At 68.5% G+C, this 16,738-nt stretch carries 21 protein-coding genes; 1 reads left to right on the forward strand and 20 read right to left on the reverse strand.

What is annotated here, in order from left to right; all coding sequences use genetic code 11:
• Position 1: 1 nt before the first annotated feature.
• From ACI1V7_RS10960 to flgB, 4 genes are read right to left on the reverse strand one after another with little or no spacing between them, the layout of a single operon-like run.
• A complete protein-coding gene (locus ACI1V7_RS10960) occupies positions 2–1,195 on the reverse strand; it encodes a flagellar hook protein FlgE (protein WP_404531793.1) in 1,194 nt (397 codons plus the stop codon).
• 41 nt (positions 1,196–1,236) lie between these two features.
• A complete protein-coding gene (locus ACI1V7_RS10965; RefSeq protein ID WP_404531794.1) occupies positions 1,237–1,902 on the reverse strand; it encodes a flagellar hook capping FlgD N-terminal domain-containing protein in 666 nt (221 codons plus the stop codon).
• On the reverse strand, positions 1,902–2,306 hold the full coding sequence (gene flgC / locus ACI1V7_RS10970; RefSeq protein WP_404531795.1) for a flagellar basal body rod protein FlgC: 405 nt from the start codon (positions 2,304–2,306) through the stop codon (positions 1,902–1,904). Before flgC ends, ACI1V7_RS10965 begins: the two co-directional genes overlap by 1 nt.
• A gap of 26 nt (positions 2,307–2,332) precedes the next feature.
• Positions 2,333–2,692 carry a flagellar basal body rod protein FlgB gene (flgB, locus tag ACI1V7_RS10975; protein WP_404531796.1) on the reverse strand — a complete coding sequence of 120 codons (360 nt, stop codon included), beginning with the start codon at positions 2,690–2,692 and terminating at the stop codon, positions 2,333–2,335.
• Between the two features lie 178 nt (positions 2,693–2,870).
• On the opposite strand from flgB, the gene flgA reads away from it, so the two are divergent.
• The gene (flgA, locus tag ACI1V7_RS10980; RefSeq protein WP_404531797.1) at positions 2,871–3,497 is read left to right on the forward strand and encodes a flagellar basal body P-ring formation chaperone FlgA; all 627 of its coding nucleotides are present in this window, start codon (positions 2,871–2,873) and stop codon (positions 3,495–3,497) included.
• Here flgA and ACI1V7_RS10985 read toward each other — a convergent pair.
• The 16 genes from ACI1V7_RS10985 to fliF are packed head-to-tail and all read right to left on the reverse strand — an operon-like array spanning position 3,487 to position 16,702.
• A complete protein-coding gene (locus tag ACI1V7_RS10985; protein ID WP_404531798.1) occupies positions 3,487–4,239 on the reverse strand; it encodes a glucosaminidase domain-containing protein in 753 nt (250 codons plus the stop codon). The genes flgA and ACI1V7_RS10985 overlap by 11 nt on opposite strands.
• Positions 4,226–4,660: a flagellar export chaperone FlgN gene (gene flgN, locus ACI1V7_RS10990; protein WP_404531799.1), complete on the reverse strand. Its 435-nt coding sequence runs from the start codon at positions 4,658–4,660 to the stop codon at positions 4,226–4,228. The genes ACI1V7_RS10985 and flgN overlap by 14 nt, the downstream gene beginning before the upstream one ends.
• Before the next feature lie 4 nt (positions 4,661–4,664).
• On the reverse strand, positions 4,665–4,934 hold the full coding sequence (gene flgM / locus ACI1V7_RS10995; protein WP_404531800.1) for a flagellar biosynthesis anti-sigma factor FlgM: 270 nt from the start codon (positions 4,932–4,934) through the stop codon (positions 4,665–4,667).
• Positions 4,935–4,963: 29 nt separating this feature from the next.
• Complete coding sequence (locus ACI1V7_RS11000; RefSeq protein WP_404531801.1) at positions 4,964–5,920, reverse strand: flagellar motor protein MotB; 957 nt, start codon at positions 5,918–5,920, stop codon at positions 4,964–4,966.
• A 12-nt stretch (positions 5,921–5,932) separates the two neighbouring features.
• Complete coding sequence (gene motA, locus ACI1V7_RS11005) at positions 5,933–6,826, reverse strand: flagellar motor stator protein MotA (protein ID WP_404532513.1); 894 nt, start codon at positions 6,824–6,826, stop codon at positions 5,933–5,935.
• Between the two features lie 32 nt (positions 6,827–6,858).
• Positions 6,859–7,590, reverse strand: a complete 732-nt coding sequence (locus ACI1V7_RS11010; protein WP_404531802.1) for a FliA/WhiG family RNA polymerase sigma factor — start codon at positions 7,588–7,590, stop codon at positions 6,859–6,861.
• 33 nt (positions 7,591–7,623) lie between these two features.
• Positions 7,624–8,097 (reverse strand): flagellar basal body-associated FliL family protein, encoded by a 474-nt coding sequence (locus tag ACI1V7_RS11015; protein WP_404531803.1) that lies wholly within the window; start codon positions 8,095–8,097, stop codon positions 7,624–7,626.
• A 49-nt stretch (positions 8,098–8,146) separates the two neighbouring features.
• Positions 8,147–9,340 (reverse strand): flagellar hook-length control protein FliK, encoded by a 1,194-nt coding sequence (locus tag ACI1V7_RS11020; protein ID WP_404531804.1) that lies wholly within the window; start codon positions 9,338–9,340, stop codon positions 8,147–8,149.
• 2 nt (positions 9,341–9,342) lie between these two features.
• On the reverse strand, positions 9,343–9,687 hold the full coding sequence (locus tag ACI1V7_RS11025) for a hypothetical protein (RefSeq protein ID WP_404531805.1): 345 nt from the start codon (positions 9,685–9,687) through the stop codon (positions 9,343–9,345).
• Positions 9,680–10,069 (reverse strand): flagellar export chaperone FliS, encoded by a 390-nt coding sequence (fliS, locus tag ACI1V7_RS11030; protein ID WP_404531806.1) that lies wholly within the window; start codon positions 10,067–10,069, stop codon positions 9,680–9,682. Before fliS ends, ACI1V7_RS11025 begins: the two co-directional genes overlap by 8 nt.
• A 16-nt stretch (positions 10,070–10,085) precedes the next feature.
• Entirely contained in the window at positions 10,086–11,495 is a 1,410-nt protein-coding gene (fliD, locus tag ACI1V7_RS11035) for a flagellar filament capping protein FliD (protein ID WP_404531807.1), read from the reverse strand.
• Between the two features lie 55 nt (positions 11,496–11,550).
• A complete protein-coding gene (locus ACI1V7_RS11040; RefSeq protein ID WP_404531808.1) occupies positions 11,551–12,018 on the reverse strand; it encodes a flagellar FliJ family protein in 468 nt (155 codons plus the stop codon).
• Complete coding sequence (fliI, locus tag ACI1V7_RS11045) at positions 12,015–13,331, reverse strand: flagellar protein export ATPase FliI (protein WP_404531809.1); 1,317 nt, start codon at positions 13,329–13,331, stop codon at positions 12,015–12,017. The genes ACI1V7_RS11040 and fliI overlap by 4 nt, the downstream gene beginning before the upstream one ends.
• Positions 13,328–14,032, reverse strand: coding sequence for a flagellar assembly protein FliH (gene fliH, locus ACI1V7_RS11050; protein WP_404531810.1), 705 nt, complete (start codon positions 14,030–14,032; stop codon positions 13,328–13,330). The genes fliI and fliH overlap by 4 nt, the downstream gene beginning before the upstream one ends.
• Positions 14,029–15,051, reverse strand: a complete 1,023-nt coding sequence (locus ACI1V7_RS11055; RefSeq protein ID WP_404531811.1) for a flagellar motor switch protein FliG — start codon at positions 15,049–15,051, stop codon at positions 14,029–14,031. The genes fliH and ACI1V7_RS11055 overlap by 4 nt, the downstream gene beginning before the upstream one ends.
• Entirely contained in the window at positions 15,044–16,702 is a 1,659-nt protein-coding gene (gene fliF, locus ACI1V7_RS11060) for a flagellar basal-body MS-ring/collar protein FliF (RefSeq protein WP_404532514.1), read from the reverse strand. Before fliF ends, ACI1V7_RS11055 begins: the two co-directional genes overlap by 8 nt.
• Between the last annotated feature and the right edge of the window lie 36 nt (positions 16,703–16,738).

Below are 16,738 nucleotides of genomic sequence, written 5' to 3' on the forward strand. Positions count from 1 at the left end.
CTTACAGGGCCTGCATCAGGGCCTGCATCATCTGGTTCTCGGTGGTCAGGACCTTCGAGTTGGCCTGGTAGTTGCGCTGCGAGGTCATCAGGCCGACCAGTTCCGAGGTGATGTCGACGTTCGAGCCTTCCAGCGTGCCGGTGGTCAGCTTGCCCGACAGGCCCACGCCCGGGGTGTTGTACAGCGGGTCGCCCGAGTTGGCGTTGGCGGTCCAGCTGGTGTCGCTGGTGGCGGTCAGCGCGCCTTCGTTCGGGAAGGTGGCGATGGCCAGCGTGCCGACCACCTGCGACTGGTCGTTGCTGTACTTGGCCACCAGCGAGCCGTCCGATGCCAGCTCGACGCCGATGAAGGCGCCCGAGGCGTAGCCGTCGCTGCGGTTGGTGGTGGTGGTGGCGTCGCCGGCGTACAGGGTGCTGCCGGCATAGCTGATGGTGACGGAGCCGGAGGCGGCGCCGGCGGCGGCCGGGAACGTGAGCGTGCCGGTGTTCGCGGTACCGGTCAGCTTGCCCTTGCTGTCGAACGTCAGCGTCGCATTCGCGGCGGTTCCCGGCGTGCCCTTGTCGAACGCGTAGAACACGCTGACCGTATTGTCACCGGTCTTGACGAAGTACTGCGACAACGTGTGCTGGGCACCCAGCGAGTCGTACACGAGGGATTGCTTGACCTGGTTGTAGGTCGAGGGATCGTTCGCCTTGAAGCCGGCGACGGTCTTCGTGGCCCAGTCCGCCGACATATTGCCGACGTAGTCGATGCTCGTGGTTTCCTTCGCCTCGATCTGCCCGGTCGGGATCTTGACGTCGCCCATGGCGCCCAGCGCGCTGCCCGCCGTGGTGGGGCCGTAGCCCTGCACGCGCTTGCCGTTGCTGTCGATCAGGTAGCCCTGCACGTCGGCCGAGAAGATGCCCACGCGGCTGTAGGTCAGGCCGCCCTGCAGGTCGCGGCTGACGAAGAAGCCGCGGCCGTCGATGGCGGCGTCGAGCGCGCGGCCGGTGGTGACGGCGGAACCGTTCTGGGCGATGCTCTGGGTGATCGAGCCGATCTCCACGCCGTTGGCCTTGGTGCCGGCGTACACGGACGAGAAGTTGGCGCGGCTGCTCTTGAAGCCGTAGGTGGCCGCGTTGGCGATGTTGTTCGAGACCGTGGTCAGTTGTTCGTTGATGGCCTGGATGCCGGACAGTGCGATGTCGAAGCTCATGTCGATTCCTTAATGTTCTCTGGAGCGGTAGAGGAGGGGGCTTACGAGCCCGTCTTGCCGTTGAAAGCGGTAACGTACGCGGGATCGACGTCGCCCAGGTTGGACACCTGCAGCACGACGCCGCCGTTGGTCACGCGCACGCTGTTCAGGCGCGCCGACACTTCGATCGTGGGCGAGCTGCCGTCCGACGGCTTGGCCGCGATCTTGTAGGTGCCCGGCGCCAGGCCGAGTGCGTCCGGGTCGATCGTGAATGCCTGCGCGCCGGATGCATGGGTGCCCAGGTCGATCGTGGTCTGCTTGCCGTCGCTGCCGGTCAGCACCAGGCCGGTGCCGGTGCTCAGGCCGTTCAGGTTGACGATGCCGGAGACCTTGTTGCCGTCCAGCTTGATGGTGTCGGTCACGACGGACACGTCGGAACCCACCTGGCCGCCCAGCGCCAGCGTCTGCAGGCTGGCCAGCACGCTGGCGTTGGCGCTGGTGAGCTTGGACAGGTCCTGCAGCGCCTCCGTCTGCGACAGCTGCGACAGCTGGTTCACGTATTCGGTCGGGTCCTGCGGCGACAGCGGATCCTGGTTCTGGATCTGCGCGACCAGCAGCTTGGTGAACATGTCGCGGTTGGCATCGGTGGAAGCCTGGGTCGCGACCTTGGCATTGGCGGAGGCGCCGTTGCCGAACTGGCTATTGGTGGCGGACGTCGTGGCCGTCATCAGTTGTCTCCCAGCTTGAGCAGCGACTGCTGCATGGATTTGATGCGGCCCAGTACCTCGACATTGGTCTCGAAGGCGCGCGACGCGGTCATCATGTCGGCCATCTCGGCCACTTCGTTGACGTTGGTGTAGTACACCATGCCGTCGGCGTCGGCCTTGGGATTGTCCGGCTCGTGCGCGCGGCGCAGCGGCTCGGCGCTCTCGACGACGTCCAGCACCTGCACGGCGCCGCCGTTGTTGCCGCCCATGAGGGTCGAGAACACGGGCTTGCGCGCGCGGTAGGCTTCGGCCTCGGAGCCGGCCGACGCGTTGGCGTTGGCCAGGTTGCTGGCGATCGTGTTCAGGCGCACCGATTGCGCCGTCATCGCCGAACCGGCGATCTGGGAAATATCCTTGAAACCCATTGCTATGCCTTACCGGTAGGGGCGCGTTACTGGCCGTTGATGGCTTTCGCCAGGCCGCGCAACTGCATGTTGATGAAGGTCAGACTGGTCTGGAAGTCCGATGCGTTCTGCGAAAAGGCGGCCTGCTCGACGCCGATCTCGACGGTATTGCCGTCGGCGCTCGGGTGGAATGGCACGCGGTACAGCGCTTCGCCGTCGCCCAGGCTCAGTTCGCCGTTCTCGCTGTCGACGCGTTCCTGCAGCATGGCGCCGAAGTCGACGTCACGGGCCGTGTAGCCGGGGGTGCTTTCGTTCGCGATGTTCGCCGCCAGCACTTTCGTGCGTTCGGCGCGCAGGGCGAGCGTATCGGCATGGACCCCGAGCGCCTCCTTGAAATTGATCGTCATTGCAGGACCTCCGTCGTGTGGACCACCGGGCTGAAATTGCACCCGGCAATGGATTGGTTAGAATCTGGCTTTTGTCAGCCGCTATTCTCTAATGATTGCTTTCCATAAGGCAACCCTTGTCGTTTCGATACTGACGCTGTTTTTTGCGTCCGCGCACGCCGCTCAACCCGCCGTTCCGATGCAAATCGAACAAGCCGCGCGCGCCGAACTGGAGCGGCAGATGGCGGCGTCCGGCCTGACCGAACCGCAGTTCGACGTCGCCGTCGTGACCCGGCGCGCGGCGCCGCCGTGCGCCCGGGACGTCGTCGTCGAGACGCTGGATACCCGTTCTCCCCAGCGGATGCGCTTCCTGGCGCGCTGCAACGACACACCCGGCTGGCGGCTCGAATACGTCGTCCGCGCGCGCGTCTCGGCGATGGTGGCGGTGGCCGCCGCGCCGGTCGCGCCCAACGAAGCGTTGACCGATGCACAAGTCACGCTCGAGCGCCGCGACATCTCGAACGTTGCCGATCCGATCACGACTCCTGAGGATGCGGTCGGACAAATGTCACGTCGCATGTTGCGTCCAGGAGACATATTGCGCAGCGGCCAGCTGTCCAGCCCCGTCCTCGTCAAGCGCGGCGATGCCGTCGTCATGACGGCGCGGCGCGACGGCATCGAAGTCAGCACGGCCGGCGAGGCGCTCGACGCGGGCGCCAGGGGCGCCGCGATCCGCGTGCGCAATGCCAATAGCGGGCAGGTCGTGCGCATGCGCGTGGCCGGGCCGGGAGAAGTCGAGCCCATCGATTCAGCGGTCAACCGCTGATGCCCTGCAATTTTCCCGCCAGGCGTGCGAGCTTGGCGGCATACGACGGATCCGTTGCGTAGCCGCCCTTGGCCAGCGCGCCCGCGAAGGCCTGGGCGTCGCTGCCGGCGCCCAGCGCGCCGCGGAAACGCGGGTTATCGGTCAGCATGCGCGCATAGTCGCGGAAGGCGCTGGCCTGGTCCGGATAGGCGCGGAAACGCGCGCTGGTCTTGACGGCCGCGCCGCCCACGTATTCGGTGGTGCGCGATTCGGCCACGTCGCCGTTCCAGGTGGCGCCTGCCTTGATGCCGAACAGGTTGTAGGTCGAGCTGCCGTCGCTGTTGCGCAGCGGGCGCTGGCCCCAGCCGGATTCCAGCGCGGCGTGGGCCGACACCAGCTCCGGCGCCACGCCCAGCCGGTCGGCCGCCTCGCGCGCCCATGGGGCGATGCTATCCAGGAAGGCCTGCTGGTCGGGCGAGGCCGTACCATCGCTATTGCCGTCCACGCCGACGACGCCGGCCGCGCCGGCGGCCTGCTGGCTGCGCGCGGCCCAGATGCGGCCCTCGGCCGACAGGCTGGCGCTGCTGGCAAAGCCGTCGTCGCTTCCTTGCCGGATGAAGGTGGCGACTTCGCCCTGCACCTCGTTGAAGATGCCGCCGAATTTCGCCGATGCGTTGCCGCCATTGGACAGCGGCGCCGTGGCCTGCGTGGCCGCGGTCGGGGGCAGGGAGGGAATCGCGGAGCCGAATTCAGCGTGGCGCATAGGTGGCCTCCTCGCCGTACAGCACGCGCTGCATGACGCCGTGCTGCTCCGCCATCAGGCTGCCGTTGCGCAGCGTGGCTTCCTTGCAATCGCGCACCAGCGCTTCGAGCTGGGTCCAGGCGTGCGCGGCGGCGTCGCGGCGGGCCGCGTCGAGCTGGGCGAACAGCTCGCCCATCGTGGCTTGCGGGCCGAGCAGGGCGCGCACGAGCTGCACGCGCTGCTTGCGGCGTCCTTCCATCGCGTCCAGCTGCGGCATCAGCTGCCCGGCCAGCTCGGCCAGCTCGGCGCTGCGGCGGCGCAGGGCGGCTTGGAACTGGCGTTCGAGCAGCTCGCGGATGGCGCCGCAGGCGGCGATGTCGCCCTGGATGCCGTCCAGCAGGCGGGCGACGGCCTGGTCGCGGGTCATGCGGGTTGCGCTCATGCCGTCAGCCCTTGCTGCCGTGGAAACGCTGGATCGCGCCGGCCAGGCGGCCCGCGTCGAACGGCAGCTCGCCCTTGGCGAGCGCGTCGCGCAGCTCGGCCACGCGGGCGGCGTCGAAGTCGGGCAGGGCGGCCAGCGCGGCCTGGGCCGGTTTGAGCACGCTCGATTCCAGCACGGCGTCAGTGGCGGCGGCCGGGACGGCAGCGGGAGCGGACGCGCCGCCCGTCTGCGGATTGAGCTGGATGGAAGGAGTGGATACGCCTGTGATCTTCATGCGCTGTCCTCGGGATTTCGATTGGATCGTCATGGTTTGTTCGCCAGTTGGCCGCGCAATTCCTGCAGCGCCTGTTCGCCCGGTTTCGAGATCGCCACGTCCTTGGTCAACGTGTCGGTCGCGGCCGGCGGGCCGAACATGCTCTTGATGCTGGCGGCCTGGCCGCTGGTCAGGATCATGAGTTCGATGCGGCGGTTGATGGCGGCATCCGCGTGGTCCGGATCGATGGGCGCCTGGTCGGCCATGCCGACCAGCTGCAGCACGCTTTCGCTGCGCATGCCGCCGCTCAGCAGTTCCCCGCGCGCGGCCAGGGCACGGTTGGCCGACAGGCTCCAGTTGGAATAGCCCGTCGGACCCTTATAAGTGTACTGCAAGGAATCAGTGTGGCCCACAATCAACATCTGATTTTCCATTTTTTCGAACAATGGCGCCATCGCACGCAACAGTTTGGCGAACTTGTCGGTCGGCAGCGGGCTGCCGCGCACGAACATGCCCTGGCGGTCCGTGTCGTGCAGCATGACGCGCAAGCCGGTCGGCGTGACCACCGTGGCAAGATTCGATGCCAGGCCGGCATCGGCGCTCATCTTTTGCAGCGCATGGGCCAGCGCCGCCAGTTCCGACGCGGATTCGTAGCGGGTGCGCGCCGCCGTCTGGGCGCCGGCGTTCGGGCCCTTGGCGCCGCCGTCGCTGCGCGGCATCTGGAAGCGCTCGATCAGGCTGCCGGCCGGGTTGGTCGCCAGTTCCGGCTTGCGGCCGGTGGATTCCAGCATGCCGTTGGCCATGTTGTCGCGCACGATCTTCTTGGCCTGCTGGGCGTCGCGCGAGGCGATCAGCCACAGCACGAGGAACAGCGCCATCAGCGCCATGCAGAAGTCGGCGAACGCCACCTTCCAGGCGCCGCCGTGCTCGTCGTCGTGGTGCTTGCCGCCGCCACGCTTGACGATGGTTTCCTCGTGGTGCTTGTCGCCCTTCTTGTTCGCTTGCACTGCGCGCTCCGCTTAAGCCTTGCGCTTGGCCGCACCGGCGTCGTCGCCGTCGGCCATCGCATTGATCCAGGCTTCCAGCTGGGCGAAGCTGGGCTTCGTGTTCAGCTGGATCAGGCGCCGGCCGGCGTCGATCGCCAGCAGGGGCGGCTTGCCGGCCACGTGGGTGCACAGCACCACCTTGACGGTTTCCATGGTCGACGCTTCCGAATTGACCAGCTGCTTCATCATGCCCGAGATCGGGTCCAGCACGCCGTAGCAGAAGAAGATGCCGATGAAGGTGCCCACCATCGCGGCGCCGATGCGCTCGGCGATCTCGGCGGTGTCGGCGCCTTCGCCGACCGAGTTCATGGTCAGCACGATGCCCAGCACGGCGGCCAGGATGCCGAAGCCCGGCATCGCCTCGGCCACCTTGTGCAGCGACTTGGCCGGCTGCGAGAGTTCCTCGTGGATGGCTTCCAGTTCCTGCTCGAGCACGCCTTCCAGCTCGTGGGCGTTGATCTTGCCCATGGCCATGAGGCGGAAGTTGTCGACGATGAAGGCCAGCAGCTTCGGTTCTTCGAGGATCAGCGGATAGCGCTGGAACATGGGGCTTTCCTTGGGCGCTTCGACGTGGGCGTCCAGGGCCTTCAGGCCGCCGGCGGCCGTCTGCAGCAGTTCGTACATCAGCAGCAGCAGCTGGCGCTGGAATTCCGAGTCGTGCTTGTGCTTGCCGGCGATCTTCTTCATCTGCACCAGCAGTTCGGCCAGCACGTGCTTGGGGTTGGCCAGCACGAGGGCGCCGAGGGCGGCGCCGCCGATGACGACCAGCTCGGTCGGATGCCAGATCGCGCCGAAGGTGCCGCCCATCAGTGCGAAGCCGCCGAACACGGCGCCGAGCACGATCAGGATGCCAAGGATTTGCATGATTGTTACCTCTCTCTTTTTCTTTGTGGACGCGGTCAGGCCTGGGCCAGCGCGGCTTTCATCTTGGTCAGCGCGCTCTTGTTGAGCTGGCAGACGCGGGCGTCCGACAGGTCCAGCACGGCGGCGATTTCCTTGTAGCTGAGCTCGAACTCGTAGATCATCTGGATCACGCGCTGCTCTTTTTCGTTCAGGGCGCCGAGCGCCTGTTCGAGGCTGCGGCGCACCATGAACTGCTGTTCCGGGCCGGGGGCGCTGTGTTCCTGCTCGGTCGCTTCCTGCAGCACTTCGTCGAAGCTGAGCATCTCTTCGGCGACGTCGTCGAGCAGGAACTGGCGCCATTCTTCCTGCGACAGGCCAAGCGCCTCGGCGGCCTCCTTGTCGTTCGGCTCGCGGCCCAGGCGGCGCGTGAGCGCGCGCACGGCGTCGCGCAGCTTGTGGCTGTCCTGGCGCACGGCGCGCGGACGCCAGTCCTGGCGCCGCAATTCGTCGAGGATGGCGCCGCGCAGGCGCAGCGAGGCGTAGCTGGAAAAGCCGGCGTCTGGCGTGCCGTAGCGGCGCAGCGCCTCCAGCAGGCCCATCAGCCCGATCTGTTCCATGTCCTCGCGTCCCATGGCGCCCGACGCCTGCGAATTGAGCTGGCGCGCGATGCGCTTGACCAGCGGCGCATAGGCGAGCAGGTGGCGCTGCTCTTCCTTTTCGCTCATGCCCGCGTGGAGGGCGGCATCGGCGTATTCGCTGCTGGCGTAGCTGTCGGCGTAGTCGGTCATGTAGGCCACGTCATTCCCCGCTGGTCGGTATCGTCATTCGATGATCAGCTTGCCGATCATGACTTGTGCGAACGGTTTCTCGGTGTGCTCGTGCTCGTAGCCGGCGTCGAAGGACTTGTTCAGCGCCTCGGCGTACTGTTCGACCGTCATGGCGGAAGCCTCGGCCATGGAGTAGGACGACAGGGTACGCACGGCCAGGCTGCGCAGCAGCGGCAGGTTTTCCTTGGTTTCCTTTTCCTTGGCGGGATCGGCGGCCAGCACGAGGTCGGTCGACAGGTAGTGCGTGTCGGCGTCGTTCGGGCCGCGGCGCAGCATCACGATCACCTTTTCCAGGGTGACGTACTTGAGCGGCTTGCCTTCCTTCGGCTTTTCTTCTTCCACCTTCTTGGCGGAGCCCGCTGCCGCGGCCGGCTTGGGCATGAACCACCAGACCGCGCCACCGGCGCCGGCGGCGCTGACGACCACGGCACCGGCAATGGCGACCATCATCTTGACTTTGCTGTTCATCTTTAATTACTCATCGAGCCTAGTTGGATAGGACGGGATGGGGCCCGTGTCATGAATCGCGTCCGCCCAGCGTGAAGGCGGAGGCGTTGGTGCTGGCCTCGGCCAGGGCGCGGCCGGGGGCGGTGTCATCCTGGTCGCGGCCCTGCTGGCGGCCGCGGCCCTGTTGCTGCGGATCGCCGAACGGGGCGGCACCGTTCTTCGGCGCCGGCGTCACCGTCACGGCGACCTCGGTGTACTGGCGCTGAGACAGGTCGCTGCGCAGGTTGTCGCTGACGGTCTGCAGCTGGCGCAGCACCTCGCCGTTGGAGGCCGAGATGTTGACCTCGAGCGTGCCGGCGCTGTGGCGGATCGCGATGTCGATGCGGCCCAGCTGCGGCGGCTCGAGGCGGATCACGGCCTGCTCGACGTTCTTGCCGACCTGGACGTTCAGGCGTTCGCCCAGCGCTTCCTGCAGGCTCTGGCGCCATGCGGTCGGCGGGCCGGACAGCTTGACCGTGTCGGCGGCCGCCTGCGTCGGCGCGCTGCCGCCGACGGCGGCGCCCACGAGCGGCGCGGCCGCGGCCTGCGTGCCGGCGTGGTCGGCGCCGCCTTCCTTGGCGTCGGCGCCGCCGGCATTGCCGGCATCGACGTGGACCGCCACGCGCAGGGCGGTGCTGCCGTCCTGTTGGGCGGCCTGCGGCGCTGCCGGCTGGACCGGGGCGGGCGTCGGCGTCGCCGGCGCGCCGGCGGCCAGCGCGGCCGTCGCGGTCGTGGCAGCCTGCACGGCGGCCAGCTGCGGCTGGGCGGCGCGCGCGCCATCCTTGCCTGCGGCGGCCGGAGCGTCGCTGCCGGCATCGGCATCCCTGGCGCCGGCCTGGCTGCCCTGGGCGGCCTGCAGCGCCTGCGCGACCTGGGCCGCGGGCAGCGGCATCAGCGGCATCGCCATGGCGGCCAGCAGCGCATTGTCCGGTGCGGGGGCGGCGGCATCGTCGGCGGCGTCGTCCGTTGCTTCGTGACCGTCCGCTGCCGCGGGGGCGGCGCCGGCGGTGGTGGCGTCGGCCGCGGTGGCGAGCGCGGCCTGCAGCGCCTGGGCGCCGGCCTGCTGGCCGAGCCACTGGGTGAACGGCTGCGGCGGCTGCGCGCCGGCGGCGGTGCTGGCGTTGCCCGCGCTGTCCGTATTCGCGGCGCCCGCAGCCGGCTGGGCGCCGGAGGCCGCCTGCGCCGGCCCTGCCGGCGTGGACGAGGTGAAATTGGATAGCATCATGGTCATTCCTGGCTTGCGCCTTGTTCTATATCGTTGTGCATCGCGTAGGCGAGCCAGCCTTCCTTGTTGGCGCGCATCGTTTCCAGGCGCGCCGCGAGTTCCTGGACGGCAGTCGCGGCGGCTGCTGCGGCGGCGTCGTGCTGGCCGCGCAGGCGCGCCAGCACCAATCGTTCGGCCGCGTTCCACGGGCCGCGCGCGGCCAGTGCACGCAGGGCCGGACCGAGGGCGCGCGCATGCTCGCCCAGCGTGTCCCAGTCGGCGCGCGCGGCGGCGGCCTGCAGGGCATCGCCCATGGCCATCAGCCGGGCGTGGCGGTCGCCCTGCACGCGCGTCGCTTCCTTATCCATTGCGCGCCTGTACGCCGGCCCAGCCGGTGCGGATCGTGGTCATGATCTTCACGACTTCGTCGATCATGGCCGGATCCTGCTTGATGCCGGCGCCGTGCAGGTGGCCGACGCAGAATTCGTACAAGTTGGCGAGGTTCGACACCACCTGGCCGCCGCCATCGAAGTCGAGCGAGCTGGACAGACCATTGATGATGTCGACGCATTTGTTGATGCTAGCGGCGCGCTGTTCGTAGCGCTTGGCCACGATGTGGGCACGCGCCCGGGCCAGCTCGTCGAGCAGGCCGTCGGTGAGCAGCAGCACCAGCTCGACCGGCGAGGCGCGCGAGGTCTGCGCGTCCAGGCTGGTGGCGTGATAGCTGCCGTAGGCTTCTTGGTAGGACATCGATGTTCTCTCAGGATTATTTCTTGTCGTCGCCGAACAGGGCGTCGAGCATCGTCAGGTTGGTCTGCATCGTCGACTGCAGGGTTTGCAGGTCGGTGAACTGCTTCAGGTAGCGGTCGTAGGCGGAGTTGTATTGCTGGTCGCGCTTGGCCTGCAGGTCCGTGATCGCGGCCTGGGCCTTGGTATTGGCTTCGGTGCGGCTCTTGAGCTGGCCGTTGGTGCTGTTGCTCCACTGGTTCAGGTAGGTGTTCAGGGCACCGGCGGCGCCGCTCGGCGCGCTGGAGCTGCTCGAGCCGAGCAGCTTGTCCAGGCCGTCCGGATCGACGTTCAACTGCTTGTTCAGGCGGGTCGTATCCAGCGACAGCGTGCCGTCGCGGTTGGCGATGATGCCGTACGCGGCCAGCGAGGTCGAGCCGGTCGGGCGCAGGATCGACACCAGCTGGCTCTGCAGCGACTGCACGCCGGAGTCGTGGGCGAAGGCGCCGGCGGCCGTGCCGGCCTTCGCATCGCCCGGCGCCAGCAGCGCGTCGATGGACGATTTGAGCTTGTTGTAGGCATCGACGAAGGCCTGCACGTTCTTGGCGGTGCCGTCGCTGTCGCCGGCCACCTTCAGCGTGATCGGGTTCTCGCTGCTCGACTGTGCGCGCGTCACGGTCAGCGACACGCCGTCGATGTTGGTGAAGGTGTTCGACGACTGCTTGATCGGCGTGCCGGTCTTGCCGCCCAGGAGAACGACGGCGTCCTGCGCGGCGGTGACGATCGTGCGGGTCCCGAGGCTCGATTGCAGCGTGGCGTCGCTCACGCCCGATGCGTCCAGCGAGATCGTGTTGGCCACGCCGGTGTTCTTCGACGTCATGACGAGGCGCGTCTCGTTGCCGATCGTGACGACGCCGGCCGAGACCTGGCCGTTGTTGCCGGACGCCTTGTTGATCGCGGCGGCCAGCTCGCGCACGCTGAGCTTGCCGTCGCCATCGGTATCCGCCGCTGCCGACAGGTCGACGTCGAAGGTGACCGGGGTGCCGGTGGCGCCGGCCGTCTCGTCGGACAGCTTGACGGTCAGCGTGCCGCCCGGCGTGGCGGCATTGGTGACGTTGTTGTACGAGACCTGGCCGGCGGTCGCGATCTGCTGCACGAACAGGCTGTAGGTGCCGGCGGCTGCCTGCGACTTGGCGGTGGCGCTGCCGACGGTAGTGTCGGACAGGGTCGCGCTGGATGCCAGCACCGACTTGCCCAGGCCCGTGAGCGAGGCGAGCGAAGTCTGGAACGCCGAGATCGCCGAGCTCAGGCTCGTCAGTGCCTTGGCCGTGGCCGAGGTCGACGTCGTCTGCGAGGTGATCTTGCTGTCCAGTGCCGTCACGGACTTTTCCGCCAGCGCCGCCGCGGTCGAAGTCGGCTCGTAGGTCGGTGCGGTGATCGTGCTTGCCATGCTAGCTCCTTGTTTTATCTTGTCTTGCTTGTCGGTGTGCTGCTTGATGTGTCGGTCAGCCGGCGCGGCCAGCCAGCCACGACTGGGTGGCGATATCGTCTTCGCGCTTGCGCTGGCCGCGCTCCTGCGCGTGCGCGAACGCCGTTTCGTGTTTCTCGAGTACCTTGCCGAGCAGTTCGCGGCGGGTCCAGGCCTGGGCCAGGTTGCGCTGCGAGACCGCCATGTTCGCCTCGTGCAGGTGCAGGTCGGTGCGGTGCACGTCGGCCAGCGCGAACACGGCCTGCTTGTAGTCGCCGCAGTTCATCGCCAGCAGCGGCGACAGCGGACGGCCGCCCGCGCTCGTGCCTACCTGGGCGCCGGACGCGCCGCTGCCCTCGGCCAGCGCCGTCAGCTTGTCGACGCTGGCCTGGTAGCGCGCGCGCACCGCTTCCTGCTTGGCCATGTCGGCCTGCAGGCGCTCGACTTCCGTGCTGCGCAGGCGCACCAGGGTGCCCAGGCTATCGATCGTATTTTTCTTCGTCATGCCATCAACGCCTGCAGTTGTTCGATCGCCGGGGCGAACGGCGCGTCTTCGCGCGTGCCCTGGCACAGGAATGCCTCGATGTGCGGATGCAGCTTCACGGCGCGGTCGGTGTCCGGATCGGCGCCGGGCTGGTAGGCGCCGAGCGGGATCAGGTCGCGCACGCGCGCATGCTTCGCCATCGTCGCCTTGAGCTTGCGCGCGGCCTGCGCGTGTTCCGCCGTGACCACCTGCGCCATGCAGCGGCTGATCGACTGGGCCACGTCGATGGCGGGGTAGTGGCCGCGCTCGGCCAGTTCGCGCGACAGCACGATGTGGCCGTCGAGGATCGCGCGCGCGCTGTCCACCACCGGATCCTGCTGGTCGTCACCTTCGGCCAGCACCGTGTAGATGGCGCTCATGCTGCCGCTCTCGCCTTCGCCGTTGCCGGCCGATTCGACCAGCTGCGGCATGTGCGAGAACACCGACGGCGGATAGCCGCGCGTGGCCGGCGGCTCGCCCAGCGACAGCGCGACTTCGCGCAGCGCCATCGCGTAGCGGGTCAGCGAATCGCACAGCAGCAGCACGTTCTGGCCGCGGTCGCGGAAATGCGCGGCGACCGCGTGGCACAGCTCCGTCGCCATCACCCGCATCAGCGGACTTTCGTCAGCCGGCGCCACCACCAGCACGGCGCGTTTCAAGCCTTCCGGACCCAGCGACTTCTCGACGAATTCGCGCACCTCGCGGTTACGCTCGCCGATCAGGCCGACCACGATCACGTCGGCCACGGTCTGGCGCGTGATCAGGCCGAGCAGCACCGACTTGCCGACGCCGGAGCCGGCCATCAGGCCCACGCGCTGGCCCTTGCCGAGCGTGAGCATGGCGTTGATCGCGCGCACGCCCACGTCCAGCGGCTCCTCGACGGGCGCCTTCTTCAGCGGATTGACGCGCGGCGGCGTCGTCGACAGCACCTGGTCGCCGCCAAGGCGTCCCAGGCCATCGATCGGTTCGCCCAGGCCGTTCACCATGCGGCCCATCCAGGACGGGCCGATCGAGATGCTGGACGGACCGGCGGCCGGCACGACGCGGGCGCCGGTGGCCAGGCCGTCGGCCTTCTTGAACGGCATCAGGTAGGTAACCTTGTCGCGGAAGCCGACCACCTGCGCATCGAGCCAGTCGCCGTCGACCGTCTCGATGCGGCAGCGCTGGCCCGTGTGCAGCTTGCAGCCCACGCTTTCGAGCAGCAGGCCCTGCACGGCGACCAGGCGCCCGGTGGGCGTGGCCACCGGCACCGCGCCGATCTCGAGCGAGCGCAGGGTGTCGGCGAGGGCGCTCATGCGGCCTCCTTCTCGTCGTCGGCGGCGAGCAGCGCGTCGTGGACCTGCTCCATGCACGCGGCCAGGCGGCCCTGGCAGCCGGCGTCGACTTCATGGTCGCCCGACTTGACGCGGCATTCGCCCGGCTCGAGGCTCGGGTCGGGCAGCAGGTTCCATTTCTTGGCGCGCTTCGGATCCAGTTCCTGGATGCGCTTGAGTTCTTCCGGATTGAGCAGCACCTCGACCTCGTCGCGTGAGGGCGGCATCGCGGCCAGCGCCTCGTCGACCAGGTTCAGCATCTGCACCGGTTGCAGCGCGAGTTCGGCGCGGATCACCTGGCGCGCGATCTTGCCGACCAGGTCCACGACTTCCTTGCGCTGGGCGTTGCGGTATTCGGTGGCCAGCGACTTCAGGCTTTCCAGCATGGCGTCGACCGGCTGGGCCAGCGACTCCAGGTGCGCCAGCGCGCGCTGCATGCCTTCTTCGTGGCCGCGTGCCGCGCCTTCGGCATGGCCGGCCGCATAGCCCTCGGCCTGGCCCTGCTCGAGGCCGCGCGCATGGCCGGCGTCGTAGCCGTCCTGCTGGCCCTGGGCATAGCCGTCCGCGACCGCGCCCTGCCAGTCCGCTTCCGAGGGCGGGGAGGACGCGTCGCCGTCCGCGCCGTGCTTCTTGGGCGCGAGCTGGGCCAGCGGCGGGAAGTGGAAAGGCCGGAACTGCTTCATTCGGCGGTCGCCTCGGCAAACAGCTGCACTTCGATTTCACCGTTGTCGACCAGCTCCTTGACCTGCGCCATGATCTCGCGGCGGGTCTGCTCGATGCGCGACATCGGCACGGGGCCGGAGCGGCGCATCAGGTCCTCGAAGCTTTGCGCCTGGCGCTTCGGCATCGCGCCCAGCAGCGCATCGCGCAGGGCCGGCTCGGCGCCCTTGAGGGCGATCGCCCACTGCTCCAGCGGGATCTCGTCGAGCAGGCGCGTGATGGTCTGTTCGGTCTGGCGCGACAGGATGAAGAAGTCGTACATCGACATCTCGATCTGCGACACGACGTCCGGGTCGTGGGCGCGCAGCAGCTCGACCATGCCGGCGCGGTTGTTCGGCAGGCGGTTCAGGATCTCGGCGGCCTGGCGCACGCCTTCCACGGCGGTGCTCTGGGTGTCCAGGGCGGCCAGGCAGCGCGTGACCAGCTCTTCCAGCTCGCGCAGCAGGTCGCGGTCGATCTCTTCCAGGCGCGCCAGGTTCAGCAGCACCAGCTCGCGGCCTTCCTCCGGCAGCGCGTCGATGATCTGGCCGGCCAGCGCGGGCGGCAGGAAGGCCAGGAACACGGCCTGCATCTGCACGTGTTCGGCGGCGATGTACTCGGCCAGCCATTTCGGCGACGCATACTGCAGGCGCGCCATCATCGGACGGATCGCGTCGCCGTAGATCGTGTTCAGCACGCTGTTGGCGATGTCGCTGCCCAGCGCCAGGTCCAGCGAGCGCTTCAGGTAGGTGCGCGAGGCGCCATGCAGGCCGCTCTGCTGGCGGTAGTCGTCGAAGAACTTCTGGATCGAGGACTTGACGGCATCGACCTTGATGCCGCTCATCCGGCTCATCACCTGGGTCAGCTCGATCAGTTCTTCGCGCTCGAGGCAGCGCAGCACGGCTGCAGCCGGTTCCTCGCCGATCGACAGCAGCACGATGGCGGCCTGTTCGACCGGGCTCAGTGCCACTTCCTGCTCGTCGTTATTGTCGAAATCAGCCATTTTTCTTCTGCACCCATTGTTTCACGACTTCCGCCACCCGTTCCGGCTCCTTGCCGGCCAGGACCTTCAGGTGATCGACCAGCACGTCCACGGCCGAACCGGCCGGCGGCAAGTCATAGTTTTCCAGCAGCGGCTGGACCGGCAGCGCGCCGGCCAACGCCGGGGCGGCGCCCGGCAATGCCGCGACCGCCGCGCCGTCCGGCGCGCCCAGGGCAGCGGCGCCGCCTGCCGCCGCGGCGCCCGCCAGGGCCGGCTTCGCGCCGCCCGGGACGGTCGCCAGCGGCGCGGCCGGGGCCAGGCGCTGGGTCGCGATGCGCATCAGCGGACGCAGGATCAGGAACCAGCCCAGGATCGCGCCGATCGCCCACATCGCCCAGCCGGTCATGTCGACCACGTTGTCGCGTTCCTGCCACCACGGTTCCGGCGCGACCGCAGCCGGGAAGGTCAGCGAGGACACGGCCAGCACGTCGCCGCGCTTGGCGTCGATGCCCAGGCCGCCGCGCAGGATCTTGTCGATGTTGGCGATTTCTTCCGGGGTCCAGCCGGTCTTCGGCGTCGTCGCCGTGGCATTGTTCAGCACCACCGCCACCGACAGCTTCTTGAGGCGGCCGCGCGAGCGCTTGATCTGGGTGATCGCGCGGTCGTAGGCGTACTGGCGGGTGGTGGCGTTCTTGCGCGCGCTGCCGTCGTCGGCCTTGGCATCGGCGCCGGCGGCGCCGTCCGTGGTGACCGGGTTCTGCGGCACCGGCGGACGGTTCGACAGGGTGCCCGGCACGCCCATCGGCATGCGGTTCTTCTCCATCTCCTCGCGCATCGCCTCGCTCGTGACCTTGGGCGCGGCGCCATACGTTTCCTGGGTTTCCTCGACCTTGTCGTTGTCGACGTCGGCCGTCACGCTGACCTTGTAGTTGTTGGCGCCCAGGATCGGGCCCAGCAGCTCGTTGACGTTGGCGCGGGTCTCGTCCTGGAAACGCTTGGCGGCGGCATCGCCCTGGGCGGCGCCGTCGAAGCCGTCGGCCAGGTCGACGCGCGAGGACAGGTAGTTGCCGTTCTGGTCGACCAGCGACACGCGGCCGGGCGCCAGGCTCGCCACGCTGCCCGAGACCAGGTTGACGACCGCGGCGATCTGCTCGTTCGACAGGGTCTTGCCCGGCTTGAGCGCGACCACGACCGAGGCCGACGACTTGTCGCCGTCGCTGGCGACGAAGGACGTCGACTTGGCGATCGCCAGGTGCACGCGCGCCGAGGCGATGGCGTCGATGGTCAGGATCGACTGCGCCAGTTCGCCTTCCAGGCCGCGCCTGAAGCGCACGTCCTGCACGAACTGCGACACGCCCAGCGGGTCGTTCTTGTCCATCAGTTCCAGGCCGGCCGGCAGCTGCGCGGTCACGCCCTTGGCGGCCAGCAGCATGCGCACCTTGCCCAGCTGGCCCGAGGGGACCATCACCTGGCCCGACTCGGGATGCACGCGATAGGGGATGCGCTCCGCTTCGAGCACGGTCATCATGTCGCTGGCGGCGACTTTCTCGCGCGCGCCGAACACCGGCTTGTAGCCCGCCTGGTCGTTCCACATGTAGAGCATGAGGGCGGCCGTGATGCCGATGGCGAGCACCAGCATCGGGGTCAGGTTCTTCGACAGCGCCGGCGGCATGGCCAGGCGCTTGCCCGCGAGGGCCGTTTTGAGGGT

The organism is Massilia paldalensis, from assembly GCF_044901715.1.
Classification (GTDB): Bacteria; Pseudomonadota; Gammaproteobacteria; order Burkholderiales; family Burkholderiaceae_D; genus Telluria; species Telluria paldalensis.

Excerpts from the sequence above, each read along its gene's own strand:
- ACI1V7_RS10960 (WP_404531793.1), bottom strand. The coding sequence starts at position 1,195 with ATGAGCTTCGACATCGCACTGTCCGGCATCCAGGCCATCAACGAACAA.
- ACI1V7_RS10965 (WP_404531794.1), bottom strand. The coding sequence starts at position 1,902 with ATGACGGCCACGACGTCCGCCACCAATAGCCAGTTCGGCAACGGCGCC.
- flgC (WP_404531795.1), bottom strand. The coding sequence starts at position 2,306 with ATGGGTTTCAAGGATATTTCCCAGATCGCCGGTTCGGCGATGACGGCG.
- flgB (WP_404531796.1), bottom strand. The coding sequence starts at position 2,692 with ATGACGATCAATTTCAAGGAGGCGCTCGGGGTCCATGCCGATACGCTC.
- flgA (WP_404531797.1), top strand. The coding sequence starts at position 2,871 with ATGCAAATCGAACAAGCCGCGCGCGCCGAACTGGAGCGGCAGATGGCG.
- ACI1V7_RS10985 (WP_404531798.1), bottom strand. The coding sequence starts at position 4,239 with ATGCGCCACGCTGAATTCGGCTCCGCGATTCCCTCCCTGCCCCCGACC.
- flgN (WP_404531799.1), bottom strand. The coding sequence starts at position 4,660 with ATGAGCGCAACCCGCATGACCCGCGACCAGGCCGTCGCCCGCCTGCTG.
- flgM (WP_404531800.1), bottom strand. The coding sequence starts at position 4,934 with ATGAAGATCACAGGCGTATCCACTCCTTCCATCCAGCTCAATCCGCAG.
- ACI1V7_RS11010 (WP_404531802.1), bottom strand. The coding sequence starts at position 7,590 with ATGACCGACTACGCCGACAGCTACGCCAGCAGCGAATACGCCGATGCC.
- ACI1V7_RS11015 (WP_404531803.1), bottom strand. The coding sequence starts at position 8,097 with ATGAACAGCAAAGTCAAGATGATGGTCGCCATTGCCGGTGCCGTGGTC.
- ACI1V7_RS11020 (WP_404531804.1), bottom strand. The coding sequence starts at position 9,340 with ATGATGCTATCCAATTTCACCTCGTCCACGCCGGCAGGGCCGGCGCAG.
- ACI1V7_RS11025 (WP_404531805.1), bottom strand. The coding sequence starts at position 9,687 with ATGGATAAGGAAGCGACGCGCGTGCAGGGCGACCGCCACGCCCGGCTG.
- fliS (WP_404531806.1), bottom strand. The coding sequence starts at position 10,069 with ATGTCCTACCAAGAAGCCTACGGCAGCTATCACGCCACCAGCCTGGAC.
- fliD (WP_404531807.1), bottom strand. The coding sequence starts at position 11,495 with ATGGCAAGCACGATCACCGCACCGACCTACGAGCCGACTTCGACCGCG.
- ACI1V7_RS11040 (WP_404531808.1), bottom strand. The coding sequence starts at position 12,018 with ATGACGAAGAAAAATACGATCGATAGCCTGGGCACCCTGGTGCGCCTG.
- fliI (WP_404531809.1), bottom strand. The coding sequence starts at position 13,331 with ATGAGCGCCCTCGCCGACACCCTGCGCTCGCTCGAGATCGGCGCGGTG.
- fliH (WP_404531810.1), bottom strand. The coding sequence starts at position 14,032 with ATGAAGCAGTTCCGGCCTTTCCACTTCCCGCCGCTGGCCCAGCTCGCG.
- ACI1V7_RS11055 (WP_404531811.1), bottom strand. The coding sequence starts at position 15,051 with ATGGCTGATTTCGACAATAACGACGAGCAGGAAGTGGCACTGAGCCCG.
- fliF (WP_404532514.1), bottom strand. The coding sequence starts at position 16,702 with ATGCCGCCGGCGCTGTCGAAGAACCTGACCCCGATGCTGGTGCTCGCC.